Origin of the sequence: Mesorhizobium sp. NPDC059025 (assembly GCF_042739655.1) — a bacterium.
In the GTDB taxonomy this organism is placed as follows: Bacteria; Pseudomonadota; Alphaproteobacteria; order Rhizobiales; family Rhizobiaceae; genus Mesorhizobium.
This window is the reverse complement of the sequence record NZ_JBHYIM010000004.1, coordinates 56,562-72,179: the sequence shown is the minus strand read 5'-3', so window position 1 is coordinate 72,179 and position 15,618 is coordinate 56,562. Positions and strand designations below refer to the sequence as shown.

The 15,618-nt window shown below is 61.9% G+C and carries 18 protein-coding genes; 8 read left to right on the top strand and 10 right to left on the bottom strand.

Going from position 1 to position 15,618, the window contains the following annotated elements; translation table 11 throughout:
- Positions 1 to 231 precede the first annotated feature (231 nt).
- The gene (locus ACFWYE_RS11575) at positions 232 to 2,316 is read left to right on the top strand and encodes a putative bifunctional diguanylate cyclase/phosphodiesterase (RefSeq protein ID WP_379111959.1); all 2,085 of its coding nucleotides are present in this window, start codon (positions 232 to 234) and stop codon (positions 2,314 to 2,316) included.
- 74 nt (positions 2,317 to 2,390) lie between these two features.
- The gene (locus tag ACFWYE_RS11570) at positions 2,391 to 3,032 is read left to right on the top strand and encodes a LysE family translocator (protein ID WP_379065314.1); all 642 of its coding nucleotides are present in this window, start codon (positions 2,391 to 2,393) and stop codon (positions 3,030 to 3,032) included.
- On the opposite strand, the gene ACFWYE_RS11565 is transcribed toward ACFWYE_RS11570, so the two are convergent.
- From ACFWYE_RS11565 to ACFWYE_RS11535, 7 genes are all read right to left on the bottom strand, one after another.
- On the bottom strand, positions 3,004 to 3,486 hold the full coding sequence (locus ACFWYE_RS11565; RefSeq protein ID WP_379065312.1) for a hypothetical protein: 483 nt from the start codon (positions 3,484 to 3,486) through the stop codon (positions 3,004 to 3,006). The genes ACFWYE_RS11570 and ACFWYE_RS11565 overlap by 29 nt on opposite strands.
- Entirely contained in the window at positions 3,483 to 3,956 is a 474-nt protein-coding gene (locus tag ACFWYE_RS11560) for a hypothetical protein (protein WP_379065310.1), read from the bottom strand. The genes ACFWYE_RS11565 and ACFWYE_RS11560 overlap by 4 nt, the downstream gene beginning before the upstream one ends.
- A complete protein-coding gene (rlmN, locus tag ACFWYE_RS11555) occupies positions 3,953 to 5,188 on the bottom strand; it encodes a 23S rRNA (adenine(2503)-C(2))-methyltransferase RlmN (protein ID WP_379111499.1) in 1,236 nt (411 codons plus the stop codon). The genes ACFWYE_RS11560 and rlmN overlap by 4 nt, the downstream gene beginning before the upstream one ends.
- Positions 5,189 to 5,280: 92 nt before the next feature.
- Positions 5,281 to 5,784, bottom strand: coding sequence for a GNAT family N-acetyltransferase (locus ACFWYE_RS11550; protein WP_379111497.1), 504 nt, complete (start codon positions 5,782 to 5,784; stop codon positions 5,281 to 5,283).
- Between the two features lie 81 nt (positions 5,785 to 5,865).
- Positions 5,866 to 6,369 carry an invasion associated locus B family protein gene (locus tag ACFWYE_RS11545; protein WP_379065306.1) on the bottom strand — a complete coding sequence of 168 codons (504 nt, stop codon included), beginning with the start codon at positions 6,367 to 6,369 and terminating at the stop codon, positions 5,866 to 5,868.
- 270 nt (positions 6,370 to 6,639) lie between these two features.
- Positions 6,640 to 7,002 carry a YkvA family protein gene (locus ACFWYE_RS11540; RefSeq protein ID WP_379065304.1) on the bottom strand — a complete coding sequence of 121 codons (363 nt, stop codon included), beginning with the start codon at positions 7,000 to 7,002 and terminating at the stop codon, positions 6,640 to 6,642.
- Between the two features lie 88 nt (positions 7,003 to 7,090).
- A complete protein-coding gene (locus ACFWYE_RS11535) occupies positions 7,091 to 7,387 on the bottom strand; it encodes a 4a-hydroxytetrahydrobiopterin dehydratase (RefSeq protein ID WP_379065302.1) in 297 nt (98 codons plus the stop codon).
- Positions 7,388 to 7,515: 128 nt separating this feature from the next.
- On the opposite strand from ACFWYE_RS11535, the gene ACFWYE_RS11530 reads away from it, so the two are divergent.
- The gene (locus ACFWYE_RS11530) at positions 7,516 to 8,034 is read left to right on the top strand and encodes a low molecular weight protein-tyrosine-phosphatase (protein ID WP_379111495.1); all 519 of its coding nucleotides are present in this window, start codon (positions 7,516 to 7,518) and stop codon (positions 8,032 to 8,034) included.
- Here ACFWYE_RS11530 and thpR read toward each other — a convergent pair.
- The gene (thpR, locus tag ACFWYE_RS11525) at positions 7,938 to 8,534 is read right to left on the bottom strand and encodes an RNA 2',3'-cyclic phosphodiesterase (protein ID WP_379065298.1); all 597 of its coding nucleotides are present in this window, start codon (positions 8,532 to 8,534) and stop codon (positions 7,938 to 7,940) included. The genes ACFWYE_RS11530 and thpR overlap by 97 nt on opposite strands.
- Before the next feature lie 118 nt (positions 8,535 to 8,652).
- On the bottom strand, positions 8,653 to 9,291 hold the full coding sequence (locus ACFWYE_RS11520) for an arylesterase (RefSeq protein WP_379065296.1): 639 nt from the start codon (positions 9,289 to 9,291) through the stop codon (positions 8,653 to 8,655).
- Between the two features lie 64 nt (positions 9,292 to 9,355).
- Between ACFWYE_RS11520 and ACFWYE_RS11515 the strand changes: the two genes are divergently transcribed.
- The 4 genes from ACFWYE_RS11515 to ACFWYE_RS11500 all read left to right on the top strand — a co-directional run bounded on the left by ACFWYE_RS11515 (position 9,356) and on the right by ACFWYE_RS11500 (position 14,328).
- Complete coding sequence (locus ACFWYE_RS11515) at positions 9,356 to 10,054, top strand: ABC transporter ATP-binding protein (protein ID WP_379065294.1); 699 nt, start codon at positions 9,356 to 9,358, stop codon at positions 10,052 to 10,054.
- A gap of 37 nt (positions 10,055 to 10,091) precedes the next feature.
- The gene (locus ACFWYE_RS11510; RefSeq protein ID WP_379111957.1) at positions 10,092 to 12,641 is read left to right on the top strand and encodes an ABC transporter permease; all 2,550 of its coding nucleotides are present in this window, start codon (positions 10,092 to 10,094) and stop codon (positions 12,639 to 12,641) included.
- Between the two features lie 231 nt (positions 12,642 to 12,872).
- Positions 12,873 to 13,652: a Bax inhibitor-1/YccA family protein gene (locus ACFWYE_RS11505; protein ID WP_129412460.1), complete on the top strand. Its 780-nt coding sequence runs from the start codon at positions 12,873 to 12,875 to the stop codon at positions 13,650 to 13,652.
- Positions 13,653 to 13,758: 106 nt separating this feature from the next.
- Complete coding sequence (locus tag ACFWYE_RS11500) at positions 13,759 to 14,328, top strand: GNAT family N-acetyltransferase (RefSeq protein WP_379111493.1); 570 nt, start codon at positions 13,759 to 13,761, stop codon at positions 14,326 to 14,328.
- Positions 14,329 to 14,358: 30 nt separating this feature from the next.
- Here ACFWYE_RS11500 and ACFWYE_RS11495 read toward each other — a convergent pair whose 3' ends face one another.
- Positions 14,359 to 14,745, bottom strand: coding sequence for a DUF2794 domain-containing protein (locus ACFWYE_RS11495; protein WP_379065290.1), 387 nt, complete (start codon positions 14,743 to 14,745; stop codon positions 14,359 to 14,361).
- 576 nt (positions 14,746 to 15,321) lie between these two features.
- On the opposite strand from ACFWYE_RS11495, the gene ACFWYE_RS11490 reads away from it, so the two are divergent.
- The gene (locus tag ACFWYE_RS11490) at positions 15,322 to 15,606 is read left to right on the top strand and encodes an ArsR/SmtB family transcription factor (protein ID WP_379111491.1); all 285 of its coding nucleotides are present in this window, start codon (positions 15,322 to 15,324) and stop codon (positions 15,604 to 15,606) included.
- The last annotated feature ends 12 nt before the right edge of the window (positions 15,607 to 15,618 follow it).

Here is a 15,618-nt window from a genome sequence, read left to right as displayed (position 1 = left end):
CGATCCTGGGGGAAGCGGCCAACCGCGCCAAATTGTTTGGCGGCAAGGATGTTGGACCGGACATCCGGCAGGACATTTGGCGTTCCTGATGGAAACACTTCCTTGACCCTACTCTTCGACCGAACGGGGAACTCGCCTCGAATACCGCTGGGTTAAACCCGCATTCACGATTCAACCGCTAGTCGGTCTCGGCTTTCTTGATTGTCCCGCTCCAAAGGTCCGCTGAATCCGATGCGCGTCATCTCCTGCATCGCCATGGAACACAATCTGTGGCTCGTCCTGCTCGCGGCATTCGTTTGCGTCACAGGCTGCTGGGTCACCTCCGGTCTTTTTCAACGCGTCAGAAAAACCGAAGGCGTGCAGGCGAAGGGCTGGCTGGTTCTGACCGCCGTAGCCGCCGGCTCGTCGATATGGTGCACGCATTTCGTCGCCATGCTGGCCTATGATCCAGGCGCGCCCATTTTCTTCGAGCCGCTCCTGACTATGGCGTCGCTGGTCATTGCCATCATCGGCACAGGTATCGGCTTTGCCTGGGCAACAAGCGGCCGCCGCTTGGCGGCAGTGGTCGGCGGCGCTGTTGTCGGGCTTTCGATCTCGGCCATGCATTATGCGGGGATGGCGGCCTATCACGTCGCCGGCATCGTCGAATGGGATGGCATCTATGTCGCAGCATCCGTGCTCATCGCGGTTGTCGCAGCGTCCCTGGCGCTGAGGCAGTGGGTCGATGGGCAGAGTGCCAAGGCATTCCTCATTGGCACCGCGATCCTGGTGCTTGCCATCGTCGGACTGCATTTCACCGGGATGGCCGCGGTCTCGGTGACGCCGATGTCCTTCGTCACAGGCGGTACCAACCCGAGCGTTCTCGAAGCCATGGCCGTCTCGGTAGCGATCGTCGGACTGCTGATCGCCGGCACCGGCGCCGTCAGCCATCTCATCGACGAGCGGACGCGTTTCGAGAACTACGAACGCCTGCAGCATCTTGCCCTCAACGATGCGCTGACCGGCCTGCCGAACCGTACGAGCTTCAACGACCGTCTGGCTCACGAGATCGAGCGGGCAGGCGAGGCCGAGGACGCGAGAGTCGCCGTGATCGGAATCGATCTCGATCGCTTCAAGGAGATCAACGACATGCGCGGACATGCGGCTGGCGACCAGGCGCTGAAGACCGTGGCGCGCCGCATGACCCGCCTGTTGAAGGATAGCGAGTTCGCGGCTCGCCTGGGCGGCGACGAGTTTGCAGCCATCAAGCGGTTTTCGGAACAGAGCGACCTGCTCGATTTTGTTGCCCGGCTTGAAAAGGCGCTGTTCCAGCCGCTGCGGTTCGACGATTTCGAGATCGTCACCGGAGCCAGCATCGGTGTCGCGGTCTATCCGCACGACGGCGAGGACTGCGAGCGCCTAGTGAGCAATGCCGACCTGGCCATGTACCGTGCCAAGGCGGATGTACAGCAAGTTGTCTGCTTCTATGAATCAGCCATGGACGAAGCGGCCCGCGACCGGCGGGCGCTCGCCAACGATCTGCGCCACGCGATCGAACGCGGCGAACTGGCCCTTCACTACCAGCTGCAGGCCTCCGTACTCACCGGCGAAGTGACCGGCTACGAGGCGCTCCTGCGCTGGCGTCACCCCGAGCGTGGCATGATCCCGCCATCCGAATTCATCCCGATCGCGGAGGAAAACGGTTCGATCCAGGCGATCGGCGAGTGGGTCCTGCGCACCGCATGCCGGCATGCGGCGGGTTGGCACAATGAGCACAAGGTTGCCGTCAACCTGTCGCCGAAACAGCTGTCGCACAACAACCTGCCAAAGCTGGTCCATGAGATCCTGCTGGAGACGGGCCTGCCGGCGCGCCGGCTGGAACTCGAGCTGACCGAGTCAGCGATCATCGCCGACAAGGCGCGAACCCTGCACGCACTGCGTCAGATCAAGGCGCTGGGTGTCACCATCGCGATCGACGACTTCGGCACCGGTTATTCCTCGCTCGACACGCTGCGTTCATTCCCCTTCGACAAGATCAAGCTCGATCGTTCCTTCATGGGCGATATCGAACAGAGTCCACAGGCCAAAGCCATCGTGCGTGCCGTACTGGCTTTGGGGCGCAGCTTGGAGATCCCGGTGCTTGCAGAAGGCGTCGAGACAAAAATCCAACTTTCCATCCTGCAGAAGGAAGGCTGCAACGAGGCGCAGGGTTATCTGCTTGGCAGGCCCCAGCCACTGGGCAGGATCATCGAAGCCAAATTCGGCCCCTACATGCCCGAAGAGACTGCTGAAATCGCCGTCTCGACGCTCCCGGCGCTGAGACGCCTGGGTCGATAGAGACATTCAGCTGCACCTGGAGCAAGGCGGGCTTATCGGTTATGGCTCGGCCTGCCTGCTGCGGGGAGCCTGCAATGTCGTTTGTTCCAGATACCACCACGCTGATCCAGTTCGCCATCGCCACCTTCATCCTGGCGATCACGCCCGGGCCCGACATGACGCTTTTCGTCAGCCGTACCCTAAGCCAGGGCCGCGCTGCCGGCTTCGCTTCGATGGCGGGGGCGCTGTGCGGCACCCTGATCCATACATCGCTGGTGGTGGTCGGCATTTCCGCGCTGATCGTCGCCTCGCCGATGGCGTTCTTCGTGCTGAAGATATTCGGCGCCGGCTACCTTGTCTTTCTCGCCTGGCAGGCCATCGCCAAGGGCTCGGCTTTTTCCCCGGAGAAGAAGAGCGGACCGAAAATCTCGCTGACCCGCGCCTGGGCGGCCGGACTGGGCGTCAACCTGCTCAATCCCAAGATCATCCTGTTCTTCATGACCTTCTTGCCGCAGTTCGTTTCCGCGCACGATCCTAACGCGCCGGGCAAGCTGTTCTTCCTCGGCGCCATGTTCGTGGTGCTGTCCATCCCGGTCACCGCGCCAATGGTGTTCGCTGCGGAAAAATTCTCGGCAGCGATGAAGGCGAGCCCACGCGTGACGCGAGCCGTGGATTATCTGTTCGCCGGCGTCTTCTCGGCCTTCGCGCTCAAGATCCTGACGGCCCAGGCGAAGTAGGCGGCCTGCTGTCCCGCCACCAGCTTCCGGCCCAACGGCCGGCGCAGAGCCAGTAGAAGATGCCGCCGACCATTCCTGCACCGACGATGCCCAGGATGACGCGCGTGTCCATGACCGCGAAATCCGGGTCGCCCGATCGCCAGGCAACGCCCAGGACTATGCCCGCGACCACGCCACCCCCCAGGGCATAGAACAGCCAGTCGCGCCGAGCCAGCAGCTCCGTCACCAGGATCAGCAGCGCGGAGGGCGCAAACGCGAAATAACCGACGAAGACAGCAAGAAGTGGAATGGTGACCACCAGCGGGCCGCTTGCCAGCCAGCGGGTTTCCTCGGCACTGAAGCCGATCGCCCCCAGGAACAGCACATTGATGAAGGCACTCGCCGCCAAAACGGCGACCGCATACCCGAACAGGATGACAAGGCAGCGGATGAAATAGGCCGCGAAGCGGTTCATGCCGTCGTCCTGCCCCAGTTGCCAATTCGACGGACACACACAAGATGGAAAACGAAACCGCCGGCGAGGCCGCCAACGACGCATGGGATCAGCAGGCCCGGCGGCATGACGAACAGTCGGGTCCCGGTGAAGAAATTGAGCACAAGGATGGAGAAGACGCCGTTCAGCCCCCCTGCCAGGGTGTAGCTCAGCGGCTTGACCCAGCGAAGGATTGCCGCGGCGGATATGGCAATCAGGAAACCGGGCAATGCCGATTGCACGGTTATGATCAGGCCTACCAGGAAAGTTTCGGGCAACTGGCGCAGGTTCTTCAGCAGGCCAGCCATGTTGGCGCCTTCCGCGACGAAACCAGCGGCGAAAAGCGCGATGACCGTGACGGCGGTCGCACCGACGACCGAGGCCAGATAGCCGAGAACGACGAGGCCGAAGCGACCAAGCCAGAGCACCAGAGCGGAACTCTGGCTGCTCACGCCTCGCCGTGTCCCGCTATCATCATCGCCTCGAGCGCCAGGCGCTCGGATTTCTTCAGCCGTTCCGATTCCGACTTCAGCTGGCCGCAGGCCGCGAGAATATCACGGCCGCGCGGCGTACGGATCGGCGAGGCATAGCCCGCATTGTTGATGAAGTCGGCGAACTTCTCGATCGTCTCCCAGTCCGAGCACTGGTAGTTGGTGCCGGGCCAGGGGTTGAACGGAATCAGGTTGATCTTGGCCGGAATGCCTTTCAGCAGCTGCACCAGCGCCTTGGCATCTTCCAGGCTGTCGTTGACATCCTTCAGCATCACATATTCGAAGGTGATGCGGCGCGCGTTGGAAAGGCCGGGATATTTTCGGCAGGCGTCGATCAGATCCTTCAGCGGATACTTCTTGTTGATGGGCACCAGAAGATCACGCAGGTCGTCATTCGACGCATGCAGCGAGATCGCCAGCATCACGCCGATCTCCTCGCCGGTCCGGTAGATTTCGGGCACGACGCCCGAGGTGGAAAGCGTGATACGACGCTTTGACAAGGCCAGCCCGTCGCCATCGGAAGCAATCAGCAGCGCCTGCTTGACCGCCTCGAAATTATAAAGCGGCTCGCCCATGCCCATCATGACGATGTTGGAAACCTTGCGGCCTTCGGCCGGCACGATCGCGCCAGCCGGCGTGTCCCGGTCCGGGAAATCGCCCAGCCGGTCCCGCGCGGTCAGCAGCTGCGCCAGGATCTCTTCCGCCGTCAGGTTGCGCACCAGCTTCTGCGTGCCGGTGTGGCAGAACGAACAGGTCAGCGTACAGCCGACCTGGGAAGAGATGCACAGCGTGCCGCGCCCCTCCTCGGGGATATAGACCGTCTCGATCTCCACCGGCCTGCCGGCTCCGCGCGCAGGGAAGCGGAACAGCCATTTGCGCGTGCCGTCCTCGGAAATCTGTTCCTCGACGATTTCCGGACGGGCAATGGCAAAATGCTGGTCGAGCGCGGTGCGCAGATCCTTCGAGATGTTAAACATCTGCGAGAATTCGGAAACGCCGCGCACATAGAGCCAGTGCCAGAGCTGCTGCACGCGCATCCTGGCCTGTCTTTCCGGCACGATGCCAGCAGCAATGAGCGCCTCGGCCATTTCGGCGCGGCTGAGACCGACAAGCGAGGCCTTCTGCTGTGCGGCAGCGCGTGATGCAAGCGCGGCGCGTGTGTTGCTGTCGGTGATGTCGAGCGAAATGGTCATGGCAGATCTGGCTTGAACAGAAACAATCCTGGCTAGATAGGGTTCAGCCGGCACATATCACAGCTGTGGCGTGACGTCACGATGGCGCGTCCTTACCGCCGGAGAGGATCGAGAAAGAGGCGGTATCGCTGCTCCGGCTTGCCGGTGCGCGGATGTGGCAGCGCCTCTCCATGCGGTTGCCAACCTCCGCGTTGGTAGAATTGAACCGCACGCTGGTTGTCGACATAGACCGAGAGCCTGGCCACTGCAAAGCCTCGTTCGAGCAAGGCATCCTGCGTGGCCACCAGTGCCACGGCGCCGTAGCTCCTGCCCCATGAAGGCGGCTCGACACCGAGGTAGTGCAGTTCGGCCATGTCTTCGTCCCCGGGAACGGGTGCCACCGCCGTGAAGGCGACCGGCCGGCCGCCGTCGGCGTCCTCGAAAACCATCAGCAGGAATGAACGCTCCGAGATTTCCAGCACGCGCTTGATGATCGGGCGCGACAATTCGAGCGACGGCACGTCCTTGTCATTGTCGCGCCGGCTGGTCGCCTCGGCCCAGATCCGCGCTGCCGCATCGAGATGTTCACCTGCCTCGTCGACAACGATGCGCATCATCGGGAAGTTTCTCGCGTTTGAAAAACAGAAAGGGCCGGATATCGACCCGGCCCGCTGTCGAAATGTCGGGGTATCAGGTCCCTATTTGCACGTCGCGATCGATTGCAGCGCTGCAGAAATGCCTTTCAGCGAGAAGACGTAGGATGTCGGATTGCCGCGACCGGACTTGGCGGTGACTTTCATATCCTTGCCGGTCTTCATCGCCGCGATCAGCACCGGCTCCTCGGCGGCGTTTTCGACCCAGGCCGATTTGCCGCGTGTGAACATCGAGAAAGACTTGTTGTCGATGGTGACAGTGGCCTTCGAGTTCTTCTGGAACTCGTAGCCCGCAATGAACTGCGGCTCGTAGGAGACCTGCTGGCCCGGGCGCTGGCTGACAAAGAAGAACATGTCGCCATGGTCCAGCGTCGGCGGCTGCTTGTCGGTCGGAACGGTCAACACGTAGCACACCTTGCCGGTCTGCGCCTTGTAGCTGTAGGTGCCCCAGGCGTTGTGCTGGCCGATCTTGGTCGCCTGCTGTGCCAGCGCCGGCGAGGCAACGGCAAGCAAGACCAGACTGGTGGCTGTGAGGATCAATCCGCGCATCTTATTCCCTGTATTCCATACGGTGCGGCGCCAGGCGGACCCCCGCCCGCCGGTTCGCTTTAGTTTGATTTAATCTGGGTTACCAAAGGGTGAACTTTCCATCGAAAAGAGCATGACCTTCGGAAACCGCCGCCAATTCCATGCCGTAGCCAACCCTTCAGGCGACAACATGGTGTCCCGGCGTCGACTTGGAGAGCAGGAAAACGGCAAGAATTTGACTGGATTACCCCGACGGGGACCGCATTGACCACACCATGCGGTGACGCCGCGTCAGTCCTGTTCGGCGATTGCCTTGCGCGCCGCGAGTTTGTGAGCGGGCGTAATATGGGCGCGTACGGCGGTGATCGCCGCCGTCAGCACCGCAACGTCGTCAGTGAAGCCGATGCCCGCGACGATATCGGGGATGGCATCCACCGGCAGCACGAAATAGGCCAGCGCGCCGAGCAGGATCGCCTTGACCTTGTACGGCGTTTCCTTGTCCAGGGCGCAATAGTAGGCCGCTACGACGTCTTCCATGAATGGAACCTGGCGCGCCGCCTTCTTGGCGGTGCGCCAGAACTTCGCGCGCACGTTGTCCTCGCCGATGACCTTGCCATCGGGCCCGAGGAACTCGTAGTTGCTGCCTTGCACCATGGTGGTTTCCCTCGTGAAGCAGCAGATGCTGCCTCGCTTCGCCACGAAATGTGGTGACCTCTGCGATCCATCGCAAGATGCAACCGGCTCAGCTGCCCGCGAAGCGGTCCATCTTCTTGGCCAGTTCGAAGTCGAGCGCCGTCAGTCCGCCGACATCGTGTGTGTTCAACGTGACATCAACGGTCTTGTAGACATTCGACCAGTCGGGATGATGATCCAGTTTTTCCGCTGCCAGCGCCGATCGGGTCATGAAGGCGAAGGCTTCTGAAAAATTCTTGAATTCGAACCTGCGACGGATCGACTTCCCATCGGCGGCAAGGGTCCAGCTCTCGAGCCCGGCCAGAAGCGCCGCTACGGCCTGTCCGTCCAATTTCTCTCTCGCCATGGCTTGCTTCCGTGCTTTCCCGGTTAAGCATGTCGTGCAACAGTGCAAACGGTCTTGCGATGACGACATGCGCAAAAAACCCGATGCGCGACATGCATCAGAATTGACAGAGGATACCGTAGCGTCGGATGCGCGTGGAACCCCCAAAATCGATCCTTTTCGTCTGCCTCGGCAACATCTGCCGCTCACCGCTCGCGGAAGGCGTTTTCAGGGATGTCCTGACCACGCGTGAGCTGGAACATCGCTTTCTCCTGGATTCGGCCGGCACGGGCGGGTGGCACGCCGGCTCAGCACCCGATCCGCGCTCGGTCGAAATCGCTGCCCGTCATGGCATTGATATCTCCAGCCAGAAGGCACGCAAGGTCGCTCTCGACGATTTTTCGCGCTTCGATCTGATCTTCGGCATGGACCGGTCGAACGTCGCCGATCTCAAGGCGATGGCACCGCACGACGCACGCGAACGCATCCATCTGTTCCTGGAATACGCCGGTGATCGCGGCCGCGAAGTGCCGGACCCCTATTATGGTGGAGCGGAAGGTTTTGCCTCGGTCTACCGCATGATCCGCGACGCGTCGGAGGCCATCGCCACTCGGTTGGACGGGCGCGTGGCGGCATCCGACAGCGGCCATGCCTCCTCGACGATGTAGGGGCCGCCACCAACGGAATCGCGTGAGGACATCAGCACGAAGCGGCCGACCCTGAACGGCAGGGCCGCGAAATTGCCGCGTGCGGAGAGATAACCGGCGACCTCCAGCGGGCTGGAATTGCGTAGCCTTGCCAGTGTCACATGTGGCGTGAACTTGCGCGGATCGGTGGGTACGCCAAGGCGTTTGCAGACACGGTCGATATCGGCCTGCAGCATGTTGAGATCGGGGGACGGAATGACGCCTGCCCATACAGCATGCGGCTTTTTCTGGCCGAAAGCGCCAACACCACAGAGGGTCAGCGAGAAGGACGGGCGTTCGATGCGGTCGAGCGCATTGGCGACTTCATCGGCGACATGACCTTCGACATCACCGATGAAGCGCAACGTCAGATGGTAGTTTTCGACATCGATCCATCGGGCGCCGGGCAAGCCGCCCCTGAGCAGGGAGAGCGAAAGCGCCGCATCACGCGGAATTTCGAGGGCCGTGAAAAGACGTGGCATGGCAAGCCTCCTGTCCTCGAATCGAACTCTCGAATCACAGCGAATCACTGAAAAGCGGCGGGAGCAAGGGGTTTATTTTCCGGACACACTGACGCAGCCCATCGATCGGGCAGCCGGCTCAGGACTTCGCGGGCAACGCCTTGATCGCTTTTTCGACATCCGGAAGGATTCGCTCGACGATCACGTCGATGCCCTTTGCATTGGGATGCATCTTGTCTTCCAGCTGCAAGGCAGGGTTGCCGGCGACTCCGTCCAGGAAGAACGGGTAGAACGGCACCTCGTATTTTTTCGCCAGCCGAGGATAGAGCGTGCCGAAGGCCTCGCCATAGGCGTGGCCGAGATTGGGGGCAGCCACCATGCCGGCGAGCAGGACTGGAATTTTGCGCTCCTTCAGCCGTGCCAGCATTTTGTCCAGATTGTCCTCGACCATCTGCGGATCGATGCCGCGCAGCATGTCGTTTGCGCCGAGTTCGAGGATAACCAGGCTCGTGCCGTCAGGAACCGACCAGTCGAGCCGGGCCAGACCGCCGCTCGAGGTATCACCCGAAACGCCGGCGTTGGCGACGGCGACGTCATAACCCTTGGCGCGCAATGCCACCTGCAGCCGGTCGGTGAAGCCTTCGCCGGGGGCCAGGCCGAAGCCCGCGGTAAGGCTGTCACCGAATCCGACGATCTGGACTTGTTCGGCCCGAACGGGTGAAGTCTGTCCGAATGCAAGGAAAAGCGCGACAAAAGCAGCCAGATGTTTGAAAGCCATGCGGCAGAACCCATATCACCGGGGCAACTCCGCCCACGTTCCCTCCATATAGGACAGTTTTGCTTTGACTGAAGCCGCTATTCAGCTGAAGGACGTTTCCCTGACCCTCGGCGAGGGTGCTTCCTCGGTGAACGTGCTCAAGGGCATCAGTCTCGATGTCGCAGCGGGCGAAACCACCGGCATCGTCGGGCCGTCCGGTTCCGGCAAGTCCACGCTGCTGATGGTTCTGGCCGGACTGGAACGTGTGGACGCAGGCGAGGTGCGCATCGCCGGCCAGGTGCTGAATGGAAAGAGCGAAGACCAGATCGCGGCGTTTCGAGGTCGCAATGTCGGCATCGTCTTCCAGTCCTTCCACCTCATCCCCAACATGACCGCGCTTGAAAACGTTGCCGTTCCACTCGAACTCGCGGGCGCGGCCGATCCTTTTGGGGTTGCCGCGCGGGAACTGGCAGCTGTGGGCCTTGCCGACCGTGTCACCCATTACCCGGGCGAGCTTTCGGGCGGCGAACAGCAACGTGTTGCGATCGCGCGGGCACTGGCCCCCTCGCCGCGCATCCTGATCTGCGATGAACCCACCGGCAATCTCGATCAGGCCACCGGCAAGCAGGTGGCCGATCTGCTTTTCGCCAAGGCTGCCGAGCGCGCCATGACGCTGGTTCTGGTCACCCACGACCCTTCCCTGGCGGCTCGCTGCTCCCGGCAGGTGGCGATGCGCTCCGGCCGCATCGAGATTGACGCCGCTCCAGCCAAGATCGTGGCCTGAGAACGAACGGATGCCAGGCAACGCAGCGACCCAGACGATTTCACCGGCCCGAACCCTGGCCCTGGCCATCCGGTTTTCACTGCGCGAGATGCGTGGCGGCCTGTCCGGCTTTCTCATCTTCCTCGCTTGCATTGCGCTCGGCGTTGCGGCTATCGGCGGGGTCAATTCGGTGGCGCGTTCCATTTCGGATGGCGTCGCGACCCAGGGCCAGGCGCTGCTCGGGGGCGACATCCGCTTCCAGTTGAACCAGCGCGAAGCAAGCCCGGCGGAACGGGCGTTTCTTGATGGACTTGGCGCGGTGTCGGAAAGCTCCGGCATGCGTTCGATGGCACGCCTGCCGGACGGCTCCGACCAGGCACTGGTCGAGGCCAAGGCGGTTGACGACGCCTATCCGCTCTATGGTGCGCTGCAGACCGAACCGCCCCTCGCGCACGCGGCGCTGCTTGGACAGTCTGGCGATGTCTTCGGCGCCGCGGCACCTGACCTGCTGTTTGAACGGCTTCATCTGAAGCTCGGCGACCGCGTCAAACTTGGCAACGCCACGTTCGAATTGCGCGCCAGGCTGATCGGCGAGCCGGACGCCGTCTCCGATGGTTTCGGCTTCGCGCCACGCCTGCTCATCTCCCGCGACGGCCTCCAGGCCTCTGGTCTGGTTCAGCCGGGCAGCCTGGTTGAAAACGCCTACAAGGTGCGCCTGCCCGGGAGTGCTGGCGAAGCCGACATCGAAACCGTTCGCCGGCAGGCGACCGAGCGATTCCCCGAAGCGGGCTGGTCCATCCGCAACCGCACCAATGCGGCACCTGCTCTGTCATCCAACATCGAGCGTTTCTCACAGTTCCTGACCCTGGTTGGCCTGACGGCGCTTGTGGTCGGCGGCGTTGGCGTCGCCAACGCCGTGCGCGCCTATCTCGACGGCAAGCGTGCGGTGATTGCCACCTTCAAGAGCCTGGGCGCTTCCGGCGGCTTCGTCTTCTTCGTCTACCTGGTTCAGATCCTGATGATTTCAGGGCTTGGCATCGTTGCCGGCCTGCTGCTCGGGGCAGCGATGCCCTTTGCCGCGAGCACGGCACTGCAGTCCGTCATTCCGGTGCCTGCGGAAGGTGGTTTTTATCCCGGTTCGCTCGCCCTTGCGGCACTGTTCGGTCTGATGGTGACGCTTGTCTTCGCACTGCTGCCGCTCGGCCGTGCCCGTGACGTGCCAGCAACAGCCCTGTTTCGGGAAATGGGCTTCGAAAGCCGTGGCCTGCCGAGGCTGCCCTACGTCGTGATAGCGCTTGCCATTGCAATCGCATTGGCAACGCTGGCGATCTTCATGGCCAATGATCGCCGCATTGCCGCTATCTTCGTGGGCGCGACGGTATTTTCGTTCCTCGTGCTGCGCGTTGTGAGCACGCTCGTCCAGTTCATCGCCAGGAAGAGCCCACGTGTGCGTTCGACGGCGCTGCGGCTTGCGGTCGGCAACATCCATCGGCCGGGCGCGTTGACGCCTTCGGTCGTTCTGTCGCTGGGCCTGGGACTGACCCTCCTGGTGACGCTGGCGCTGATCGACGGCAATCTGCGGCGCCAGATCGGCGGCAACCTGCCCGAGCGCGCGCCCAATTTCTTCTTCGTCGATATCCAGGCAGCCGATGTCGATGCCTTCGCCGCCCTGGTCGGCAAGGAAGCTCCTTCCGGTACGCTGGCCAGGGTGCCGATGTTGCGGGGCCGGCTCATGGCGTTGAACGGTGTCCCCGTCGACAAGGTCAAGGTGCCACCCGAAGCGGCCTGGGTTCTGAGGGGTGACCGAGGCGTCACCTATGCTCCTGCCAAGCCCGAGAACGCCACGCTGATCGAAGGTAGTTGGTGGCCGGCCGATTATCGGGGCGAACCGCTGGTTTCCTTCTCGGCCGACGAGGCCAAGGCGCTTGGACTGAAGCTCGACGACACGGTGACTGTCAATGTGCTCGGCCGCAACATCACGGCCAGGATTTCCAGCTTCCGCCGCGTGCAATGGGAAAGCATGGGCATCAATTTTGTCATGGTGTTCTCGCCCAACACCTTCGCCGGCGCGCCGCATTCCTGGCTGGCCACGCTGTCTGACAAATCGGCAACCGTTACCGATGACGCTCGCCTGCTCAATGCCGTGACCCGCGCCTATCCGACGGTGACGACCGTCCGGGTCAAGGACGCGCTCGACGTCGTCAATCAGCTGGTCGGCCAGATCGGAACCGCGATCCGCGCCGCGGCTGGCGTGGCGCTCATCGCCTCCGTGCTCGTGCTGGCGGGTGCGCTGGCTGCCGGCAACCGGGCGCGCGTGCATGACGCGGTGGTGCTGAAGACCCTGGGCGCGACACGGCGTACGCTGATCTCTGCCTTTTCGCTTGAATACATGCTGATCGGGCTTGCCACCGCCATCTTCGCCCTTTTTGCCGGTGGCATCGCGGCCTGGTTCGTCATCTCGAATGTCATGACGCTACCGTGGACTTTCCTGCCCGAAGTAGCGATCGGCACGATCGTGCTCTCGCTGGTCGTCACCGTCGGCATCGGCCTCATCGGCACGTGGCGAATTCTCGGACAGAAGGCAGCTCCCGTATTGCGCAGCCTTTGACGCAGGGGGCCGTCAGCTGGGCGCTTTTGATTAATTTTCGGTAAGAAATGGCCTGTTTTGGTTAAAAACGGCGCGTCCTGGCCGCTCACGAAGCGTTGCAGGCCGTTACGGTCTTGTTCTTGCCGGCAATAACCCTCATATTTCGAGCAGGCATGCTGGAGCCCCGCCAGCGGCGCCTGGGTTTCGTTCGAGGAACCGGACACCCGACGGGGCAGAGCAACAGAGGAATCCATGTCTGACTTCCGCAACTATCAAACGCGTAGCGTGCCGGCTGGAACCCGTGCCGACGCCGGCATCGACGAAGGCCTGCGCGCTTATATGCTCAAGGTTTACAACCTTATGGGCCTTGGCCTGCTGATCACCGGCCTTGCCGCCGTTGGCACCGTGATGCTGGCCACCACGAGCGACCCTGCCTCGGCCGTCGCAACGCTGCCGAGCGGTGACATGCTGACTTCGTTCGGTTACGCCATCTTCGCTTCGCCGCTGCGCTGGGTCGTCATCCTCGCTCCGCTTGCCGCGGTGTTCTTCCTGTCGTTCCGCGTGCAGTCGATGAGCGTTTCAGCCGCGCAGACCACCTTCTGGATCTATGCCGGCCTGGTCGGTCTGTCGCTGTCGTCGATCTTCCTCGTCTACACGACGGCGTCGATCGCTCAGACCTTCTTTGCCACCGCGGCCGCCTTCGGTGCGCTGTCGCTCTACGGCTACACCACCAAGCGTGACCTGACCGCGATGGGCTCGTTCCTGATCATGGGCGTGTTCGGTCTGATCATCGCCTCCGTGATCAACATCTTCCTGCAGTCCTCCGCGCTGTCCTTCGCCGTCTCGGCGATCGGCGTGCTGGTGTTCGCCGGCCTCACCGCCTACGATACCCAGAAGATCAAGGAAATGTATTACGAGAACGACGACACCCTCGTCGCTGGCCGCAAGGCCATCATGGGTGCTTTGCAGCTCTATCTCGACTTCATCAACATGTTCATGTTCCTGCTGCAGTTCATGGGTGATCGTCGCTAACCGACGCGCTGGACCAGCGAAATCGAAGGGGCGGCCCAACGGCCGCCCTTTTCTTTTGAACGCGGATTTGCTGTTATTGAAGGCAGTAGATACGAGTGCATAATAAATGAGCAACTTGACGATCCGCGATGCGGAACCAGCCGACCTCGACCGGATAACCGAAATCTATGCAGACGCCGTCGACAATGGCACGGCGTCTTACGAACTTGTCCCCCCGGGCAGGGAGGAGATGGGCGCACGCTACGAATCACTGCGGGCCGGCGGCTTTCCCTATCTGGTTGCAACTGATTCGGACGGGACCATTCTCGGTTACGCCTATGCCGGCGCATTCCGGCCACGTCAGGCCTACCGTTTCATCGTCGAGGATTCCGTCTATGTCGCGCCCGAAGCGAAGGGCAGGGGCGTCGGACGGCGCCTGATGGAACAGCTGATCGAGGCGGCGCGGGCGCTGGGCTTCCGCCAGATTATCGCCGTGATCGGTGACGGCCACCCCGAAAGCGCCTCGGTGAAGCTGCACGAGAAGCTCGGCTTCGGTCACTCCGGACGCCTCGTCGGCTCGGGCTACAAGCACGAGCGCTGGCTGGATACGGTGTTCATGCAGCTCGAACTGAACGGCGGCGCTACGCTCCCGCCGGACCCGGCATCGTTGCCGGAGCGGAAATTCCGGCAAGGCTAAGCTCTGGCAACCGCTTGATAACTCAGGCTTTCAAGCCTTTACCAGCTTGAGCTTGGTGTCGAAGATGCCAAGCACGCGGGCAAGTTCATGGCCACGTTTCAGAATACGGCCGCCCGCAGCGACAACGGCAAAGGCACCCTGGCGCCGCGCGAGATTCGGATCCTTGATGATCTGGAACAAGGGCACTTCCGATGCACGACGATAGACGGAAAAAACCGCCCGGTCGGCAAGATGATCGATGGCATAGTCACGCCATTCATTGGCTGCAACCATGCGCCCGTACAGGCGGAGAATGAGATCGAGTTCACGTCGCTCGAAGGCGACCGGCATATCGAGGCGCTCGCGTCGTGCCTCGTGTAGCGGGATCAGTATTGCGGATGCTTCCCCATCCTCCGTCCCGCCACCACGGTCCATCATGCCTTTGTCCTCAGGCTGAATCGTTTGCTGGCAACAGGGTCGCGCTTTCGGATCGCAATTGCAAGGGCGCACACGAATCTGTTCACGACGTCAGCAGCCGTCACCAATGGAGCGCACGTCTACTCACATTTGCGAACGATGTGTTGGAATTGGTGATTCCTTGCCACATTCTCGCCGTCTTTTATCCGCGTTGTCGCCCCAATGTCCGACGAACTTGCGGGTGTTGCCTGAGACGGTTCGGTCCGGCACTGGCTCGTAAACCCCAAGCCCCCCGCCCACGGGTCTGAGTCGGATCGAACCAACCTCGGCTTTCAATCAGGAAAGTCGCAGCGACAATCTGGATGTTTCCAACCGGCGTCGGGCCTGAACTGACGTCGGTTTTTACATTTTAACACCCATTTCGACCGGGCCTGCGACAGATATCCTTGGCAAAGCAGGCCGACAATCACGTTACGTTTGCGATGTCGCGGGCTGCCCGACCATCGCAGCGCCTTGACTCGTGGCGCTCGCTGTATGTATTTCGTATTTATGCGAAATAACGAAGCAAATGATTCATCCAGGCACCGTCTTACAGCTTTGAAGGCACTTGCCAGCCCGGTGCGGCTGGCTGTGCTGGACTACCTCAAGGATCCCGTTGCAAACTTCCCCCCGCAGGAGGATGGCGATCTCGTGCTCGACGGTGTCTGCGCGGACTTTCTGCGCGACAAACTCGAAATCGCCGCGGCAACCGCCTCACGCCATCTGACCCTTTTGACCGACTGTGGCCTGCTGATTGCAACGCGCAGGAAAGGCTGGACCTTTTACCGGCGCAACGAAGAGGAGATCGCTCGCTTCACCAACGATCTCGCCAGCAATCTCTAACGGAGGTTATCC